This is a genomic window from Kineococcus gynurae (assembly GCF_042433995.1).
Taxonomy (GTDB): domain Bacteria; phylum Actinomycetota; class Actinomycetes; order Actinomycetales; family Kineococcaceae; genus Kineococcus; species Kineococcus gynurae.
In genome coordinates, this window is sequence record NZ_JBHLUI010000003.1 from 326583 (window position 1) to 342948 (window position 16366).

The following is a 16366-nucleotide window of genomic DNA, read 5'->3' on the forward strand; positions in this document are numbered from 1 at the left end:
CGCAGCACCCAGGAGGAGAACGCGTGGCCGTCGTCGGTCCCGAGCTGAGCCCCACCCGTCGGCACCGGGCGATCCGGGCCTACCAGGCCCTGCCCGCCGAGGACCGGCGCGAGGTGCTCGCGCTGGCCCGGCAGGGGCGGCGCCACCCCGACGAGCGGGTGATGGCCGTGGCCTGGTGGTACGCGGCGGCCGTCCTGCAACCGCGGTGGTGGAACCGGATGCCGGTCTGGTTGCTGCCGGTGCTGGCGTTCGTGCTGCTCACGCTGGCCGTCGTCGGCGACCTCCGGCCCCTGGCCGTCCTCGCGTTCGGCGTCCTGGTCGTCGGGGTGGGGCTCGGGTGGCAGCGGCTGGCGACGCTGCCCGTCCTGGTCCTCATGCGCGCGCCGGAGGCCGGCGACGTCCCCGACGGGGTCGAGCCCACCCTCTGATCAGCGCAGGCGGATCGCCAGGAGGGCGCAGTCGTCGTCGGGGTGCCCGCCGACCAGGTCGAGGATGACCTGTTCCAGCAGGTCCGGCAGCGGCACCTCCGAATGCCGGGACAGGGCCTGCTGCAGGTGCTGCAACCCGGTCGCCAGCGACCGGCCCCGGTGCTCGACCAGGCCGTCGGTGAACAGCAGCAGGGTGTCGCCGGGGGCGAGGTCGACGTGGTGGGTGGTGCGGTCGACGTCCGGCAGCACCCCGACCAGCAGCTCCGGTCGGGTCCCGAGGAAATCGACCGTCTGGTCGCGGTGCAGCACGACCGGCGGCGGGTGGCCCGCGTTGGTCCAGCAGAACGTCACCGCGCCCGGCGCCCGCTTCTCGAAGCGACCGGCCACCAGCGTCGCCATCCCCGAGATCTGCAGGGTGGGCAGGGTCCGGTCGAGCCGCTGGACGAGTCCGGCCGGGTCGTCGGAACGGTCGGCGGCGAAGGCGCGCAGGGTGCCGCGCAGCTGCCCCATCGTGGCGGCGGCGCGTACGTCGTGACCGGTCACGTCGCCGATCGCGACGCTCACCGAGTCGTCGGTGTCGAGCAGCGCGTCGTACCAGTCGCCGCCGATCGCCTCGCCGCCCGCGGTGACGTAGCGCGCGTAGAGGTCGAGCCAGGGCACCTCGGGCAGGCGCGTCAGCAGCGACTGCTGCAGCACCTGGGCGGCGGAGCGTCGGGCCGCCTGCAGCCCGGCCCGGACCAGCGACTGCGCGATGATGCGCCCGATCCCCTCCAGCAGCGTGACGTCGGCGCCGAGGTCCAGCTCCTCGTCCCACGTCGCCACCGCGATCCCGAGCGCCTCGCGCCCGTTCATCAGGGGGACCACCACGACCGAGGACATCTGGCGCAGCACGTCGGCCACCGTGCCGACCGGGAACGCGGCCCGGACGTGCTCGGCGGTCGGGTAGACGAGCACCTGACGGCTGCGCAGGGCCTGGTGCAGGGGGGAGCGGCTGGTGCTCGGGCCGTCGACGGGCAGGGAGCGCTGGTGCTCCGGGATCCCGAGATCGCGACCGTCCACGAGTTCCAGGAGGTGCCGGCCCGCGTCGAGGGTCATGAGCCCGACCCAGTTCGCGTGGATCTCGCGGCGGGCGACGGCGCGCACGGCCGCGGCGACGGACGTGAGGGTGTTCGCCTCGGCGAGCGCCTGGGTCAGCAGGAGCAGGAGGCGCGCGTTGCGTTCCGCGGTCCGGGCCTCGACCTCGGCCTCGCGCAGCTGCAGTTCCGTCGAGCACGCCGCGGCCAGGTCCTCCAGCAGCGCGAGGTGTTCCGGCGTCCACTCCCGGGGTTTGTCGTCGATGGCGCAGAGCACGCCGACGACGGCGGCGTGGTCCTCACCCGCGAGGGTCGCCCGCAGCGGGACACCCGCGTAGGCGACGACCCCGAGTTCTCCCGCCCGGGTCCCGAGCACGCGCTCGTCGGTGCGGATGTCGGAGGTCACGAACGGCCGCCCGGACCCCTGCACGTACTGGCAGATCGACTGCGACAGCGGCGATTCCCGGGCGGTCTGGGCGTGCTCGGGCAGACCGACGGCACCGGGGAACCGTTGGCGGGTCTCCTCGACGACGGTCACCAGGGACACGGGGACCTGCAGCGCCCGCGTGGCCATCCGGGCGAACCGGTCGAGGACCTCGTCGGGTTCCTGGGTCAGCGGACGGTCCGCAAGGTCGAGGGCAGACATCGCACGGTCACCTCGGCATCCCCGGGGACCGCGAAGATCTCTCCGTCCAGCTGCAGGGGCATCGGCTGCAGCGTCCGGAAGGCGTACGGCTCCGACCGGGAGATCACGGGGTGCTCCTTGCGGAGGATCCGGGTGACGTCGGCCAGCAGTCGCAGTTTGCTCCGGTGCGGGATCATGAGGGTCTCGTAGCGGCCGTCCTCGACGCTGGACTCGTCGGAGAACTCGGCGTACTTCGCCATCCGGTTGATGTTGGCGAAGATCAGGCTGTCCACGCTGATCTTCTCCTCCCCGGTGGCCGTGTGGTGCGAGATCGTCATCGGACGGTAGCGCCAGAACGCGCGGACCACCAGGAAGGTCTCGCGGACTGCGTCGAGGTCGTGCTCGTTCAGCGCCTTGGCGGCGACGGGGGAGATGCCCAACCCGATGTAGGAGTGGGCGACCCGCGACGGGAGGGCGTCGGCCTGCAGCTCCAGCAGATCCATCCGCTGCGACATGCCCTGGGCGTGGGCCTCGAGGATCGCGTGCACGAGCGGACGGTGCTGGGTGGCACCGGCGTGGTCGTTGGCGTTACCCGAGGCGAGGACGGCGGCCGCACCGAGACCATGGCCGTCGCGACCGGCGCTGACCACGCCGTTGACCACCTCGTGGTACCCGCCGTCACCGCTGGCCGAGACGACGAGGACGCCGTCGGACCCCGACACCGCCTGCCGCGCGATCTCCTCGGCGTGCCCGGCGTACTCCGTCCCCTGGATCTGGACCGGCAACCCCGGTGCCTGCTCCGCGAGGGTGCGCTCGAGCTCCCGGGCGTTGTCCGGCCCATCCCCCGTGCTGTTGGGGTTGCAGACGATGACCACTTTTCGCAACTCCACGATGGTCACCGTACGGGGACGTGGCCCCGGGCACCCGTCGAGACCGCGGGATCCGTGCACCGGGGTACCGGCTTCGGCGCGCGGGTGATCCCCGTCCTCGGCATCCTGATCCGGCGGGCCGCGGTGCGCCCGGTGATCAGGACAGAGGAGGAACCATGTCGGTCGACACCCGTCGTGCTCAGGGCTCGGACTCCGTCCGTGCCGCCGTGGTGCTCGTCAGCGCGATCGTCATGCTGGTCGGGTCGTTCGTCGGTTCCGGGGTGGTCGTCGGGACACCCATCAACGAGGCCGCGGGTGGTGCGCTGGCCGCCGACTCGACGCTCGTCGCGCCGGCCGGCCCCGCCTTCTCGATCTGGTCGGTCGTCTACGCCGGGCTGCTGGCCCTGGCGGTCTACCAGCTCCTCCCCGCCCAGCGCCGGGACGCCCGGCAGCGGCGGGTGGGGTGGTGGTTGGCGCTGTCCATGCTGCTCAACGCCGCCTGGATCCTCACCGTGCAGGCCGGTTCGGTGGCCGGGAGCCTCGTCGTCATCGCCGCGCTGCTCGTGGTCCTCGTCCTGACGTTCGGGATGCTGGGCGGCGACCGGACGGGGGTCCCCGCCCTGCAGCGGGTGCTGCTCGACGGGACCGTGGGCCTGTACCTCGGCTGGGTCAGCGTCGCCACCGTCGCCAACACCGCCGCCTTCCTGGTCGCCGACCTCGGCTGGTCCGCCACGGGCGCGGTCGCCGTCGGCTGGAGCCTCGCGGTACTCGTCGTGGTGGCCGGGATCGCCTTCCTGGTCGGGGCCGGGCGACGCTTCGCCCCCGCCCTGGCCATCGCCTGGGGCCTCACCTGGATCGCCGTCGGCCGTCTTCAGGGGGCGCCCGAATCGGTGCTCACCGCCGTCCTGGCCCTCCTGGTCGCCGTCTTCGCCCTGATCGCCCCGGTGCTCCGCGCCCGCCGCTGACGCCCCCAACCCCCCGCCTTGCCCACCCCACCCCCACCATTCCACCCCGCTACCCTCCCGTGATCAAGGAATCCTGACGAGGAGATTCCTTGATCACGGGAGGGTAGGGGGAGGTCCGTCCACAGGCGGCGGGACAGGACGACAGGGTCCACAGGTGGAGGCGGGGCGGCGGTGTCGCCCGTGAGGTCCCGTCAGCCTCGGCGGATCTCCGATCTGCGATCCGCACAGAACGTCCGGCTGCGGTACACGCGTGGGGTCACGAGCGCCACGCCGGTCGAACGCGAACGCCTGACCCGCTTGCAGCGACGCATGCCCGTGGGAGCGGTGGCGGGCCGACGTACTGCGGCCTTCCTGCACGGCATCCATCTGGACATGCCCGGTGAACAGGACCGACCCGTGGCCCTGCAGGTCCTGCGTTCTCCCGGGCTCGAACCCATGGCTGCTCACCTCGCGGGGATCCAGGGGTTCACGGCGACGCTCGACGGGGACCGCGACGAGGTGCTGGGGATCCCGGTCACCAGCCTGGAACGGACGTTGCTGGACGTGGCGCGGTTCGAGAGCCCGCTGCTGGGGTTGGCGACGCTCGACCACGCGTTGCGGGACGGGTTGTTCGACCCCGCCGATCTGCTGGACCGGGCGCAGGCGTTCCGGGGGGAGCGGTGGGTGGCGCGGGCTCGTGACCTGGTGCGGTGGGCGGACCCGGGGGTCGAGTCGCCGGGGGAGTCCTGGGCCCGGTTGCGCATCCTGCAGGCCGGGCTGCCGCGGCCGGAGACGCAGGTGCGCGTCGACCGCGACGACGGTCGGTCCTGGTGGCTCGACCTGGGTTAACGGGATGCCGGGGTGGCGATCGAGTACGACGGGTTCGCGTTCCACGTCGGTCGTCGCCCCGTCGAGCGCGACTCCCGACGGCGGGCGGAGCTGGTCCGACGGGGTTGGACGATCTTCACCGTCGGCGCGGGTGACGTCCTCGGACGGTCGACAGCGCTGGAGGAGGGTCTCGTCGAGGCGTTGGGCCTGTCGCGGACCGTCCCACCCCGACGCTGCTGACCTCCACCCGCCCGGAAACCCGAAACCCCCCGTGATCAAGGAATCGTGGCGGGCCGGATTCCTTGATCACGGGGGGGAAGGGGGTGGGGGTCAGAGGGTGGAGGTGTCCAGGACGAACCGGTAGCGGACGTCGGAGGCGACGACGCGGTCCCAGGCCTCGTTGACCTTGTCGAAGGGGATCACCTCGACCTCGGCGCCCAGGTGGTGCTCGGCGCAGAAGTCGAGCATCTCCTGGGTCTCCTTGATGCCGCCGATCATCGACCCGGCGTAGGAGCGGCCGTTGGTGATGAGGCTGAAGGCGTTGACCGACAGCGGCTCCTCGGGGGCGCCGACGTTGACCATCGCGCCGTTCACGTCGAGCAGCGAGAGGTAGGAGTCGACGGGGATCTTCGCGCTCACGGTGTTGATGATGAGGTCGAAGGAGTTCTTCAGGTTCGCGAAGGTGTCCGGGTCGCTGGTCGCGTAGTAGTGCTTCGCGCCCAGGCGGAGGCCGTCCTCCTGCTTCTTCAACGACTGCGAGAGGACGGTCACCTCGGCGCCCATGGCGACGGCGATCTTGACCGCCATGTGGCCGAGCCCGCCCAGCCCCACGACGGCGACGCGCTTGCCGGGGCCGGCGTTCCAGCGGTGCAGCGGGGAGAAGGTGGTGATGCCCGCGCAGAGCAGCGGCGCGGCCTCGTCCAGCTCGATCCCGTCAGGGATGCGCAGCACGAAGTCCTCGGCCACGACGATCTCGTCGGAGTACCCGCCCGCGGTGGGGCGACCGTCGACGTCGGTGCCGTTGTAGGTGCCGATGTTGCCCTTGACGCAGTACTGCTCCTCGTCGTTGCGGCAGTTCTTGCACTCGCGGCAGGAACCGACCATGCAGCCGACGCCGACGCGGTCGCCGACCGCGTGCCGGGTCACGTCGGAGCCGACCTCGGCGACGACACCGGCGATCTCGTGCCCGACCACGATCGGGTAGGAGATCTCGCCCCACTCCGCCCGGGCGGTGTGGATGTCGGAGTGGCAGATGCCGGCGAACGTGATGTCGATGCGCACGTCGTTCGGGCCGAGGTCGCGACGCTCGATGGTGGTCGCCTCGAGCGGTCCGTCGGCCGACGGCTTGGCCCAGGCCTTCACGGTGGTGGTCACGGGAGTGGTCCTCCAGAGAGGGTGGGTGGTCCCGGTTCGGGTGCGAGCCGGGCGGATTCTTGAACGCTACGTCAGCCCCTCCCGACGGCAACTCGCCGCGCAGGACCACCCCACGCGGCCCGCGTCGAAGCCTCCCCGTCCACTTCACGAAGAATGAAGAACGCGCAATCTTCACCCCGGCAACTCGTTCTCCGAGGCTTCGAACCGCCCTAGTGTCGACGCGAAGCCCTCCTATCACAGTAGATCGGACTCCCTGGTGACCCTGACGAACGAGGCCCCCGCCCCCGCCCCCGAGACCACGACCGCGCCCGCGTCGACCCCCGCCACGACCCCCGCCACGACCCCCGTCGTCGCGACCGGCCCCGCCGCGCGCACGCTCTCGGCGGGCCACGTGATCGTGGAGGCCCTCGCGGCCCACGGCGTCGAGCGGACCTACGTCGTCCCCGGTGAGAGCTTCCTCGACGTCCTGGACGGGCTGCACGGGTCCGACATCGAGACCGTGGTCTGCCGGCACGAGGGCGGGGCGGCCTACATGGCCGAGGCCGACGGCAAGATGTTCCAGCGCCCGGGCGTCGCGATGGTCACCCGCGGCCCGGGGGCGGCCAACGCGCACGTCGGCCTGCACACGGCCTGGCAGGACTCGACCCCGATGGTGCTCTTCGTGGGGCTCATCCCCTTCGCCCACCGCGACCGCGAGGCGTTCCAGGAGTTCGACGTCAAGGCCTGGTTCGACACCGGGGCCAAGCGCGTCATGGTCCTCGACCACGCCGAGCGGGCCTCCGAGATCGTCGCCGAGGCCATGTTCGCGGCGATGTCCGGTCGGCCCGGCCCGGTCGTCGTGGGTCTGCCCGAGGACGTCCTGCAGCACGAGATCGACGCGACGCCGCACCCGGTGATCCCGGTGGCGCACGGGGGCATGACGCTACGCGACACGCAGGCGCTCGCCGCGGCGCTCGCCGCCTCCAGCAAGCCGCTCTTCGTCACCGGCGGCAACGACTGGACGGCCGAGGCCGCCGAGGCGCTGACCGCGTGGCTGGAGAAGCACCACCTCCCGGCTGCCGTCGAGTGGCGCACCGAGGGCACCATCCCGTTCGACTCCCCGAGCTACGTGGGTCCGATCGGCTACGGCCGCCCGAAACCCACCTACGACCTGTTCGAGGAGACCGACGTCCTGGTCTTCGTCGGGACCGTCCCGGGGGACACGCTCACGGACGGGTTCGTCGCGCGGCAGGACTGGAGCAAGAAGAACTTCCTGGTGACGATGGACCCGTCCCTGCGCGGACGGTCCGGACCGGTCTCCTCCCAGATCGTCGCCAAGCCCGAGGTGTTCGTCCGCGACCTCGTCGGCATCGAGCTCGAGGTGAAGCCCGAGTGGACCGCCTGGACGCGGCGGATGCGCGCCGAGCAGGTGGCGTTCTCCACGCCGCCGTCGCTGGAGCCGCGGGAGGGGCGGGCCACCGCGGACACGTTCATGGCCCACCTGGTGAAGGACCTCCCGCGCGACGCGATGGTCACGTTCGGCGCGGGCGAGCACACGAACTGGGCGCACCGGTACTTCCCGACCCACGGGTACGCGTCGATGATCAGCGCCCGCAACGGGTCGATGGGGTACTCGGTCCCCTCGGCCGTCGCCGCGTCGCTGGCCTTCCCCGGGCGCCGCGTGGTGACCATCGCGGGCGACGGGGAGTTCCTGATGAACGGTCAGGAACTGGCCACCGCGGCGCAGTACGGCGCCACCCCGCTGGTGGTCGTCTTCGACAACCAGGAGTACGGCACGATCCGGACGCACCAGGAGCGAACCTACCCGCAGCGGGTCAGCGGGACCCAGCTGAAGAACCCCGACTTCGCGCTCATGGCCCAGGCGTTCGGGGGTTTCGGGGTCCGCGTCGAGCGCGACGCCGACGTCCCCGACGCGCTGGCGGCCGCGCTGCGGGCCATCGACGAGGAGCGGACCTTCGCCCTTGTCCACCTGGTCACCGACCAGCGCGTCCGCGCCTACTGAGCCGTCTCCGAAGCTGTCTCCACCGAAGGGAAACCGAGAACCATGGGGATGACCCCCGAGCAGGAGCAGAACGTCCTGAAGTCCGTCCCCACCCAGTTGTTCATCGGGGGCCGGTGGCGGGACGGGGAGAACGGCGGCACCATCCCGGTCGAGGACCCGGCCACCGGTGAGACCCTCGCGAGCGTGGCGGACGCCACGGTGGCCGACGGGGGTGCGGCGCTGACGGCCGCGCACGAGGCGCAGAAGACCTGGCGCAAGGTGCCGGCGCGGGAGCGCGCGGAGATCCTGCGGCGTGCCTTCGAGCTCGTCGTCGCCCGCGCCGACGAGTTCGCGCTGCTGATGACCCTGGAGATGGGCAAGCCGTTGGCCGAGGCCGCCGGTGAGGTGAAGTACGGCGCCGAGTTCCTGCGCTGGTTCTCCGAGGAGGCTCCGCGGATCGGGGGACGGTACTCCGAGAACCCCGTCGGCGGTTCCCGGCTGCTCACCATGAAGGCGCCCGTCGGCCCGTGCCTGATGATCACGCCGTGGAACTTCCCGCTGGCGATGGGGACCCGCAAGATCGCCCCGGCCGTCGCGGCGGGCTGCACGATGGTCGTGAAGCCGGCGACGCAGACGCCGCTGACGATGCTCGCGCTGGCGGGGGTGCTCGAGGAGGCCGGTCTGCCCCCGGGCGTCCTGAACGTCGTCACCTCCTCCACGACCGGCAGGGTCATGGAGCCCCTGATCCGCGACCCGCGGTTGCGCAAACTGACGTTCACCGGGTCCACCGCGGTGGGGCAGCGTCTGGTCGAGCAGTCGGCGACGCAGCTGCTCCGGACCTCGATGGAACTCGGTGGCAACGCCCCGTTCCTGGTGTTCGACGACGCCGACCTGGACAAGGCGGTCGAGGGTGCCATGGCCGCGAAGATGCGCAACATGGGTGAGGCCTGCACCGCCGCCAACCGGTTCTACGTCCAGCGTGGCGTGGCCGCGGAGTTCTCGCGCCGCTTCGCCGATCGCATGGGGTCGTTGCGGATGGGCCGCGGTACGGAGGACGGCGTGCAGGTGGGGCCGCTCATCGACGGCGGGGCCCGCGACGACGTCGCCCGTCGGGTCCAGGAAGCGGTCTCGGGCGGGGCGACGGTCCTGGCCGGGGGTGAGGCGCCCGAGGGGGCCGGGTACTTCTACGCGCCCACGGTGCTCGCCGACGTCCCGGCGGACGCGCGGTTGCTGACGGAGGAGACGTTCGGCCCCGTGGCACCGGTGGTGACGTTCGACACCGAGGAGGAGGCGCTCGGGTTGGCCAACGCCTCGGAGTACGGGTTGATCGCCTACGCGTTCACCGAGTCGCTCTCGCGCGGCCTGCGGGTCAGCGAAGAGCTGGAGGCGGGGATGATCGGCCTGAACGCGGGGGTCGTCTCCAACGCGGCCGCACCGTTCGGGGGCGTCAAGGCCTCGGGTTTCGGGCGCGAGGGCGGCGCGGAAGGCATCGAGGAGTACCTGGAGACCAAGTTCGTCGGCATCCCGGTCTGACGGGACGCGACGGCAGGACCACCGTGCGCCCGACGACGAGCGCACGGGCACGAAGACATCGAGACGCAGACACCGAACCGAAGGAGCGACGCAGACGTGGTTGATCAGACCTGGACCCTCAAGGTAGGGCTCGCCGAGGCGATGGTGCCGTTGATCGGACGGCTCCACCGCGACTACGGGGTGATCCCGACGGTCCACGGCCGCAGCCTGGTCGGCAAGTCCGCCGTGGCGATCATCAAGGCCCACCGTTTCGCCCGGCGCGTGGACGACGTGGAACTGTCCCTGGAGGACAGCCTCGAACTCGTCCGCCTGCTCTCCCAGCTGAACCTGGCCCCCTGCGCGGTGGACCTCGCCCGCCTCGGCGGGAGCGCCTCGCGCGTCGATCTCGAGGGCCACGTGCGTGCCGCGCTGGCCGAGGTCATCGGCGGTGGTGGGGTCGCGCCGGCCGGCAGCCGCGACGTCGTCCTCTACGGGTTCGGGCGCATCGGGCGCTTGCTCGCCCGCATCCTCATCGAGCAGGCGGACGACCCCTACGGTCTGCAGCTGCGCGCCGTCGTCGTGCGCCGCGGATCCAGCAACGACCTGGTGAAGCGGGCCAGTCTGCTGCGCCGCGACTCGGTGCACGGCGCCTTCCAGGGCACGCTCACGGTGGACGAGGAGAACGAGCGGCTCATCGCCAACGGGACCCCGGTGCAGTTCATCTATTCCGACGACCCCGGAACCGTCGACTACGCGGCCCACGGCATCGAGGACGCGCTCGTCATCGACAACACCGGGCGGTGGCGCGACGCCGCGGGTCTGGGCCGGCACCTGCAGAGCCGGGGCGCCGGCCGCGTCCTGCTCACCGCCCCCGGCAAGGGCGAGGTCAAGAACATCGTGCACGGGTTGAACGAGGGGACGCTGGAGGAGCGCGACCGCATCGCCAGCGCCGCGAGCTGCACGACCAACGCCATCTCCCCGGTCCTCAAGGCCGTCAACGACCGTTTCGGCGTCGTGCACGGCCACGTCGAGACGGTGCACTCGTTCACCAACGACCAGAACCTCATCGACAACTTCCACAAGGGCGACCGGCGCGGACGTTCCGCCGTGCTCAACATGGTCATCACCGAGACCGGGGCGGCCAAGGCCGTCGCCAAGGCCCTGCCCGAGCTCGCGGGCAAACTCACCGGGAACTCGATCCGCGTCCCCACCCCGGACGTGTCCCTGGCCATCCTCAACCTCACCCTGGCCGAGGGCGTGGACAAGAGCACGATCAACGACTACCTGCGGGGCATGTCGTTGGGGTCGTCGCTGCAGGACCAGATCGACTACGTCGACTCCCCGGAGGTCGTCTCCACCGACTTCGTCGGCACCCGCAAGACGGGCGTGGTCGACGGGTTGGCGACGATCGCCGACGGTTCTCCGAACGTCGTCCTCTACGTCTGGTACGACAACGAGCGCGGGTACTCCGAGCAGGTCATCCGGGTGGCCGCGACCATGCAGGGGGTCACCCTCCCGGTGTTCCCGCCCCTGCAGCCCGGCGTCGACGTCGCCGGTCCGAGCGTCCAGGAGAACGAGGAGGTTCCCGCATGAGCACCGTCACCGAACCCACGACCGTGCCCGTCGGCATCGATCCTGCCGACCCGGTGTTCCTGGCCCACCGCGGTGGCAAGACCGCGACGGGTTCGCGGGTGAAGCTGGAGGACCGCGACGACCTCTCGATCGTCTACACCCCCGGGGTGGCCCGGGTGTGCACCGCCATCGCCGAAGAACCGGAACTCCGCTTCGAGTACACGTCCGCCCCGCGCACCGTCGCCGTGGTCACCGACGGGACCGCGGTCCTCGGGCTGGGCGACATCGGTCCGGCGGCCTCGCTGCCGGTCATGGAGGGCAAGGCCCTGCTCTTCGCCAAGTTCGGCGGGGTCGACGCGACGCCCATCGCGCTGGCCACCACCGACGTCGACGAGATCGTCGAGACCGTGGTCCGGCTGGCGCCGTCCTTCGGCGGGATCAACCTCGAGGACATCTCCGCGCCCCGGTGCTTCGAGATCGAACGACGTCTCGACGAGGCCCTCGACATCCCGGTGTTCCACGACGACCAGCACGGCACCGCGGTCGTGACCCTGGCGGGGTTGCGCAACGCCGCCGCGGTCACCGGTCGGCAGCTCGCCGACCTGCGCGTGGTCGTCTCCGGGGCGGGGGCGGCGGGCACGGCGATCGCCGACGTCCTGGTCGCGGCCGGTGTCGGCGACGTCGCGGTCACCGACCGGACCGGGATCCTGCACCCCGACCGCCCCGGCATCGAGGGGGCGAAACTCGCCCTCGCGCTGCGGACGAACCGGCAGGGGCGGCAGGGGACGCCCGCCGACGCCCTGGCCGGGGCCGACGTGTTCATCGGGGTCTCCGGCGGTCAGGTCGGCGAGGAGGCGCTGTCCCGGATGGCCCCGGGCTGCTTCATCTTCGCGATGGCCAACCCCACGCCGGAGGTCCACCCGGACCTGGCGCACCGCTACGCCAGCGTGGTCGCCACCGGGCGCAGCGACTTCCCGAACCAGCTGAACAACGTGCTGGCCTTCCCCGGGATCTTCCGGGGGGCCCTCGACGCGCGGGCCACCCGCATCACCGTCGGGATGCGGCTCGCCGCGGCCGAGGCCCTGGCCGGGGTCGTGGCCGACGAGTTGTCGGTCACGAAGATCGTGCCCGACCCGTTCGACCCGCGGACCGTCCCGGCCGTGGCCGCGGCGGTCGCCGCGGCCGCCCGGGCCGAGGGCGTCGCCCGGGCCTGACCCTGCCCGCCCCCGCTCGCCCCGGCCGCGGTCCGGGGGTGGCGGCGGGGTTCTGCGAGACTCGGGTCGTGCCCGCGTCGACCAGGACCCCGCTGTCCCTCCGGATCGTGCTGGTCGCGTGCGTGGTGGGTTTCCTCGCCGGCGCCGCGCTGGCGGTCTGGCAGGGTGCCCAGGGTTTCGGCTGGGACGTCCTCATCGGGGTCGTCCTCGCCGCGTTCTTCGCGGTGCGGTTCTGGGTCACCCTGCGCCGGCTGCGCCGCCTCCAGGCGCAGAAGGCGTTCGACGAGTACGCGGAGCACTGGTCCCCGGACCGGCTGCGGGCGCTGGCGCTGCGCGACGACATCGATCCCGGTCGAGGCCGGGGCCGGGCGCAGCTGGCCAAGGTGCTGCAGGAGACCGAGCCGGGGCTGACCCCCCGGCAGGCGCAGCGGCTCGTGGACCGGTTGCGCTGACCGGTTGCGCTGACCGGGACGCCTGACCGGCGTCGCGTCAGTCCCCGCCCAGCCCCGCCTCCCGGGCGCGCAGGACGGCCGCGGTGCGGTCGGCCACCCCGAGCTTGGCGACGACGTTGGCGACGTGGTTGCGCACCGTCTTGGGCGAGAGGACGAGCCGCCGGCTCATCCCCGCGGTGTCGTGACCGCGGGCCATCAGGTCGAGGATCTCGCGTTCGCGGTCGGTGAGGTCCGGGAACGCGTCCCGGCCGACCGAGCGCGCCCCCGAGAGCTGGGCCAGGGCCCGGGCGGCGACCTGCGGCCCCAGCAGCACCTCGCCGTTGGCCACGGCCCGGACGGCCCGTTCGATCTCGGCGGGCGTGGCCGACTTCAGCAGGTAGCCCCGCGCCCCGGCCCGGACGGCCGCGATCACCGACTCGTCGTCCTCGAGCATGGTCACCACGAGGATGCGCAGGTCCGGGCGGCTGCGCAGCAGGTCCCGGGTCGTCTCGATGCCCGAGTCCTCACCCAGGTGCAGGTCCATGAGCACGACGTCCACGGTGTCGTCGATCCGCGCGTGGGCCTCCGCCGCCGAGGCCGCCTGGGTGACGACCTCGATCCCCGGCAGCGTCCCCAGCATCGCCGCCACCCCCAGCCGGAACAGCGGGTGGTCGTCGACGATCGCGACCCGGATGCCCGGGGCGACCTCCCCCGCGGTCACTCCTGCCCGCCCGTGGGGAGGACCGCCACGACGACGGTGCCACCCCCCTCGCGCGGGAACCGGTCGAGGCGGCCGCCCTGCTCCTCCGCGCGTTCGCGCATGGAGCGGGTACCGACCCCGTCCGGGGCCCCGGCGCGGACTCCGCGTCCGTCGTCGGCGACCTCGACGCGCACCCGGTCCGGCCCCACCACGACCTCGACCCCCACCTGCGTCGGCGACCCGTGCCGCACGGCGTTCAGCACGGCCTCGCCGATGATGCCGTAGGCCGCGGTCCGGACCGGGGCGGGCAGGTCGCTCGCCTCCGGGCAGCGGACGCGCACCGCGCAGCCGGGGGAGCTGAGCTTCTCGGCGAGCTCGCGCACGGCGGCCCCCAGGCCGAGATCCTCCAGGGTCGGCGGCAGCAGGGTCCGGGACAGGTTCCGGACGTCGTCGATCCGCAGGTCCAGCTCGTCCTGCAGGGCGTCGAGGATGGCGCCCGCGCCGTCCGGATCGGTCCCGACCAGGTTGCGGGCCCCCTGGATCCCCAGCCGCAGCCCGGCCAGCGACGGCCCCAGACCGTCGTGGATCTCCCGGCGCAGCGCCCGGCGCTCGGCCAGCCGGGCCCGGGTGACCCGGTCCCGTTCGCGTTCCAGGTCGGCCCCCGCGTGCACGAGGGCGAGCGCGGCCGCGAGGATGCCGCCGAGGTCGTCGAGCTGTCGTCGCCCGCGGGCGCCCAGCGACTCGCCGGGTCGGGCGGTCACCCGCAGTTCCCCCACCTCCCGGCCCCCGTGGAGCAGGGGGACGACGAGCGCGGGCCCGGTCGGGTGCCCCTCCCGCACCGGCGCGCGACCCGCGCCGTGCACCTCGACCGACTCCAGCCGCAACCCCTCACGGATGCGGGCGGTCAGGCCGCCGAGCAGGTCCTCGGCCGTCGCGGACCGCGTGAACTGCTCGCCGAGGCGTTGCGAGGCGGCGCGATCGGCGGCCTCGCCGTGGACGAGCCGGGACACCCGGCGGCGCACCCAGGTGCGCGAGGGCTGCACGGTGAGGGCCACGACCGCCGCGGCGAGGACCTGACCCGGCACCGGCGAGGGCTCGGGCAGCAACGCCGTCGTGACGCTGGCGACCAGCACGTAGACGCCGAGCAGGGCCAGGGTCAGCACGCCGGCCGTCACGGTGCGGCTGACCGCCAGGTCGATCCCCCAGAGCCGTTGCCGGAGGACCACCCCGAGCACGGCCGCCGGGAACACCGCCTGCACGGCCAGGTGCAGCAGCGGCACGACGACGGGTGGGATCCACCCGGCCAGGGCGGGCGCGGTCAGCGGCAGGAAGGAGACCGTCATCATCCCGGTGCCCCAGGCCAACCAGACCATCCCGACCCGGTCCTCGGGGATCCCGCGTCGGGACCGGTGGACGGCGTCGGCGGTCGCGGCCGCCCCCACGAGACAGGCGGCGACGGCCCACCAGTACCCGGCGACGTCGCGCAGGAACACCTGGTGGACGGTGGCGCCGACGCTCACCAGCGATCCGGCGACCACCCCGGCGGTGCCGACCCGGCCCAGCGGTCCGTTGCGGACCAGCCAGGGCACCACGGTGAAGAGGGCGAGGATGCCGGGGACCCAGGCCACGCCGAACAGGAACCCCCACGGGGCCACCGACTCCCAGCCCGGGCGGCCGAGGGCCAGCAGCATCGCCCCGCCGCCGACGACCGCCAGCCCGTCCCCGAGCGCGGTGAGGGCCAGGATCCAGGGCACCGGGTGCCGACGGCGGGCGAGCACGATCGCGCCGAGCGCCCCGTAGACGACGGCGACCATCGCGTCGACGAACAGGAAGACCGACTCCCCGCCCAGCGGGACTCCGCTGGCGAGGGCCGCGACCAACCCCACCCCGGCCAGGGTCCAGGCGGTTACGGCGACCACGAGGGCGAGACGCGGGCGGCCCCCGTCGGGTCCCGCCGCCGTCCCTTCCGCGGCGGTGGAACCCTCCGGGGGCGCCTGCTGCACCGGCATCGTCGGAACCTACCGGCGCCGGCCGTCGGCGAGAAGGAAGCCGAGCGAGACCACGAGGAGCCACACCGGACCGGTCATCCCGGCCATGTACTGCAGGGGGGAGAGACCCAGCAGCAGGGTCAGCCCGCCGAGGACGAGGCTGACGACACCGATCCAGACGGGCACGGCGCGGTGCCGGAACGCGGCGAGCGCGAGGCAGACGCCGGTGACACCGGCCCCGACCCACAGCCAGGCGATGGTGCCCGTCCAGTAGCCCATGAAGACCAGGGGAGCCGGGACCACGACCTCCGGGTGCATGAGGGCGAACAGCAGCTCCGTGGTCAGACCGGTGCCGAGCAGGCCGGCCACCGAGACGAGTCCGAGCCCGGAGGCGGCCACCGCGGGCAGCAGGGACCCCTCGGGCAACCGGGACCGCAGGCGTCGCGTCAGACCGGCGGCGACGACGAGCAGGAGCAGGGCGGCGACCAGGTTGGCGACGTGGTGCCCGATCAACCAGAACTTCTGCTCCGCCATCCGTCCGACGATGACGGCGGGGTCGGTCCCCCCGCCGTAGACCGCGTCGAGGTGGCCGGAGACGACGGTGACGGAGGCGACCCCCGCGAGGGCCGCGACGACGCCGGCGGCGGCCCACGAGCGGGACCGGTCGAGCCGGGTCCCGTCGGTGGGGACGGGGGTGGGAGCGGGGGAGGTGATGAGCGAGGACAACGGGGACTCCTGGGTTCGGGACGGGGCGAGGGTTCCGCCCGGCTCCCGGTGGGGAGCCGTGACCGAGCCTGCTGGGCCCGGCGTCCCGAGCGGCAGGGGCG

The 16366-nt window shown here is 72.9% G+C and carries 15 protein-coding genes; 9 read left to right on the plus strand and 6 right to left on the minus strand.

Translation table 11 applies throughout. From position 1 onward, the window contains the following. The first annotated feature begins 23 nt into the window (after window positions 1-23). Window positions 24-428 carry a hypothetical protein gene (locus ACFFKU_RS02935; protein WP_380135459.1) on the plus strand — a complete coding sequence of 135 codons (405 nt, stop codon included), beginning with the start codon at window positions 24-26 and terminating at the stop codon, window positions 426-428. On the opposite strand, the gene ACFFKU_RS02940 is transcribed toward ACFFKU_RS02935, so the two are convergent. Then, window positions 429-2147 carry a GAF domain-containing SpoIIE family protein phosphatase gene (locus ACFFKU_RS02940; RefSeq protein WP_380135461.1) on the minus strand — a complete coding sequence of 573 codons (1719 nt, stop codon included), beginning with the start codon at window positions 2145-2147 and terminating at the stop codon, window positions 429-431. Beyond that, window positions 2114-3016 (minus strand): diacylglycerol/lipid kinase family protein, encoded by a 903-nt coding sequence (locus tag ACFFKU_RS02945; protein ID WP_380135464.1) that lies wholly within the window; start codon window positions 3014-3016, stop codon window positions 2114-2116. The genes ACFFKU_RS02940 and ACFFKU_RS02945 overlap by 34 nt, the downstream gene beginning before the upstream one ends. Window positions 3017-3171: 155 nt before the next feature. Between ACFFKU_RS02945 and ACFFKU_RS02950 the strand changes: the two genes are divergently transcribed. From ACFFKU_RS02950 to ACFFKU_RS02960, 3 genes are all read left to right on the plus strand, one after another. Continuing rightward, window positions 3172-3960 (plus strand): TspO-related membrane protein, encoded by a 789-nt coding sequence (locus ACFFKU_RS02950; RefSeq protein WP_380135467.1) that lies wholly within the window; start codon window positions 3172-3174, stop codon window positions 3958-3960. Between the two features lie 309 nt (window positions 3961-4269). Next, window positions 4270-4788: a type IV toxin-antitoxin system AbiEi family antitoxin gene (locus ACFFKU_RS02955; protein WP_490054854.1), complete on the plus strand. Its 519-nt coding sequence runs from the start codon at window positions 4270-4272 to the stop codon at window positions 4786-4788. A 12-nt stretch (window positions 4789-4800) separates the two neighbouring features. Continuing rightward, on the plus strand, window positions 4801-5007 hold the full coding sequence (locus ACFFKU_RS02960; protein WP_380135471.1) for a putative endonuclease domain-containing protein: 207 nt from the start codon (window positions 4801-4803) through the stop codon (window positions 5005-5007). A gap of 90 nt (window positions 5008-5097) precedes the next feature. Here the strand turns inward: ACFFKU_RS02960 and ACFFKU_RS02965 are convergent, their stop codons facing one another. Then, on the minus strand, window positions 5098-6141 hold the full coding sequence (locus ACFFKU_RS02965; protein ID WP_380135474.1) for an NAD(P)-dependent alcohol dehydrogenase: 1044 nt from the start codon (window positions 6139-6141) through the stop codon (window positions 5098-5100). 256 nt (window positions 6142-6397) lie between these two features. On the opposite strand from ACFFKU_RS02965, the gene ACFFKU_RS02970 reads away from it, so the two are divergent. From ACFFKU_RS02970 to ACFFKU_RS02990, 5 genes are all read left to right on the plus strand, one after another. Beyond that, a complete protein-coding gene (locus ACFFKU_RS02970) occupies window positions 6398-8143 on the plus strand; it encodes a thiamine pyrophosphate-dependent enzyme (RefSeq protein WP_380135476.1) in 1746 nt (581 codons plus the stop codon). Between the two features lie 42 nt (window positions 8144-8185). Then, window positions 8186-9655 carry an NAD-dependent succinate-semialdehyde dehydrogenase gene (locus tag ACFFKU_RS02975; protein ID WP_380135478.1) on the plus strand — a complete coding sequence of 490 codons (1470 nt, stop codon included), beginning with the start codon at window positions 8186-8188 and terminating at the stop codon, window positions 9653-9655. A gap of 141 nt (window positions 9656-9796) precedes the next feature. Next, window positions 9797-11227 carry a glyceraldehyde-3-phosphate dehydrogenase gene (locus ACFFKU_RS02980; RefSeq protein WP_380136101.1) on the plus strand — a complete coding sequence of 477 codons (1431 nt, stop codon included), beginning with the start codon at window positions 9797-9799 and terminating at the stop codon, window positions 11225-11227. Further along, on the plus strand, window positions 11224-12420 hold the full coding sequence (locus ACFFKU_RS02985) for an NAD(P)-dependent malic enzyme (RefSeq protein ID WP_380135479.1): 1197 nt from the start codon (window positions 11224-11226) through the stop codon (window positions 12418-12420). Before ACFFKU_RS02980 ends, ACFFKU_RS02985 begins: the two co-directional genes overlap by 4 nt. Before the next feature lie 68 nt (window positions 12421-12488). Next, window positions 12489-12872, plus strand: a complete 384-nt coding sequence (locus ACFFKU_RS02990) for a hypothetical protein (protein ID WP_380135481.1) — start codon at window positions 12489-12491, stop codon at window positions 12870-12872. Window positions 12873-12909: 37 nt separating this feature from the next. Here ACFFKU_RS02990 and ACFFKU_RS02995 read toward each other — a convergent pair whose 3' ends face one another. From ACFFKU_RS02995 to ACFFKU_RS03005, 3 genes are read right to left on the minus strand one after another with little or no spacing between them, the layout of a single operon-like run. After that, the gene (locus ACFFKU_RS02995) at window positions 12910-13572 is read right to left on the minus strand and encodes a response regulator transcription factor (RefSeq protein WP_380135483.1); all 663 of its coding nucleotides are present in this window, start codon (window positions 13570-13572) and stop codon (window positions 12910-12912) included. Continuing rightward, the gene (locus tag ACFFKU_RS03000; protein WP_380135486.1) at window positions 13569-15560 is read right to left on the minus strand and encodes an ATP-binding protein; all 1992 of its coding nucleotides are present in this window, start codon (window positions 15558-15560) and stop codon (window positions 13569-13571) included. The genes ACFFKU_RS02995 and ACFFKU_RS03000 overlap by 4 nt, the downstream gene beginning before the upstream one ends. A gap of 9 nt (window positions 15561-15569) precedes the next feature. Next, the gene (locus ACFFKU_RS03005) at window positions 15570-16265 is read right to left on the minus strand and encodes a hypothetical protein (RefSeq protein WP_380135488.1); all 696 of its coding nucleotides are present in this window, start codon (window positions 16263-16265) and stop codon (window positions 15570-15572) included. Window positions 16266-16366 lie beyond the last annotated feature (101 nt).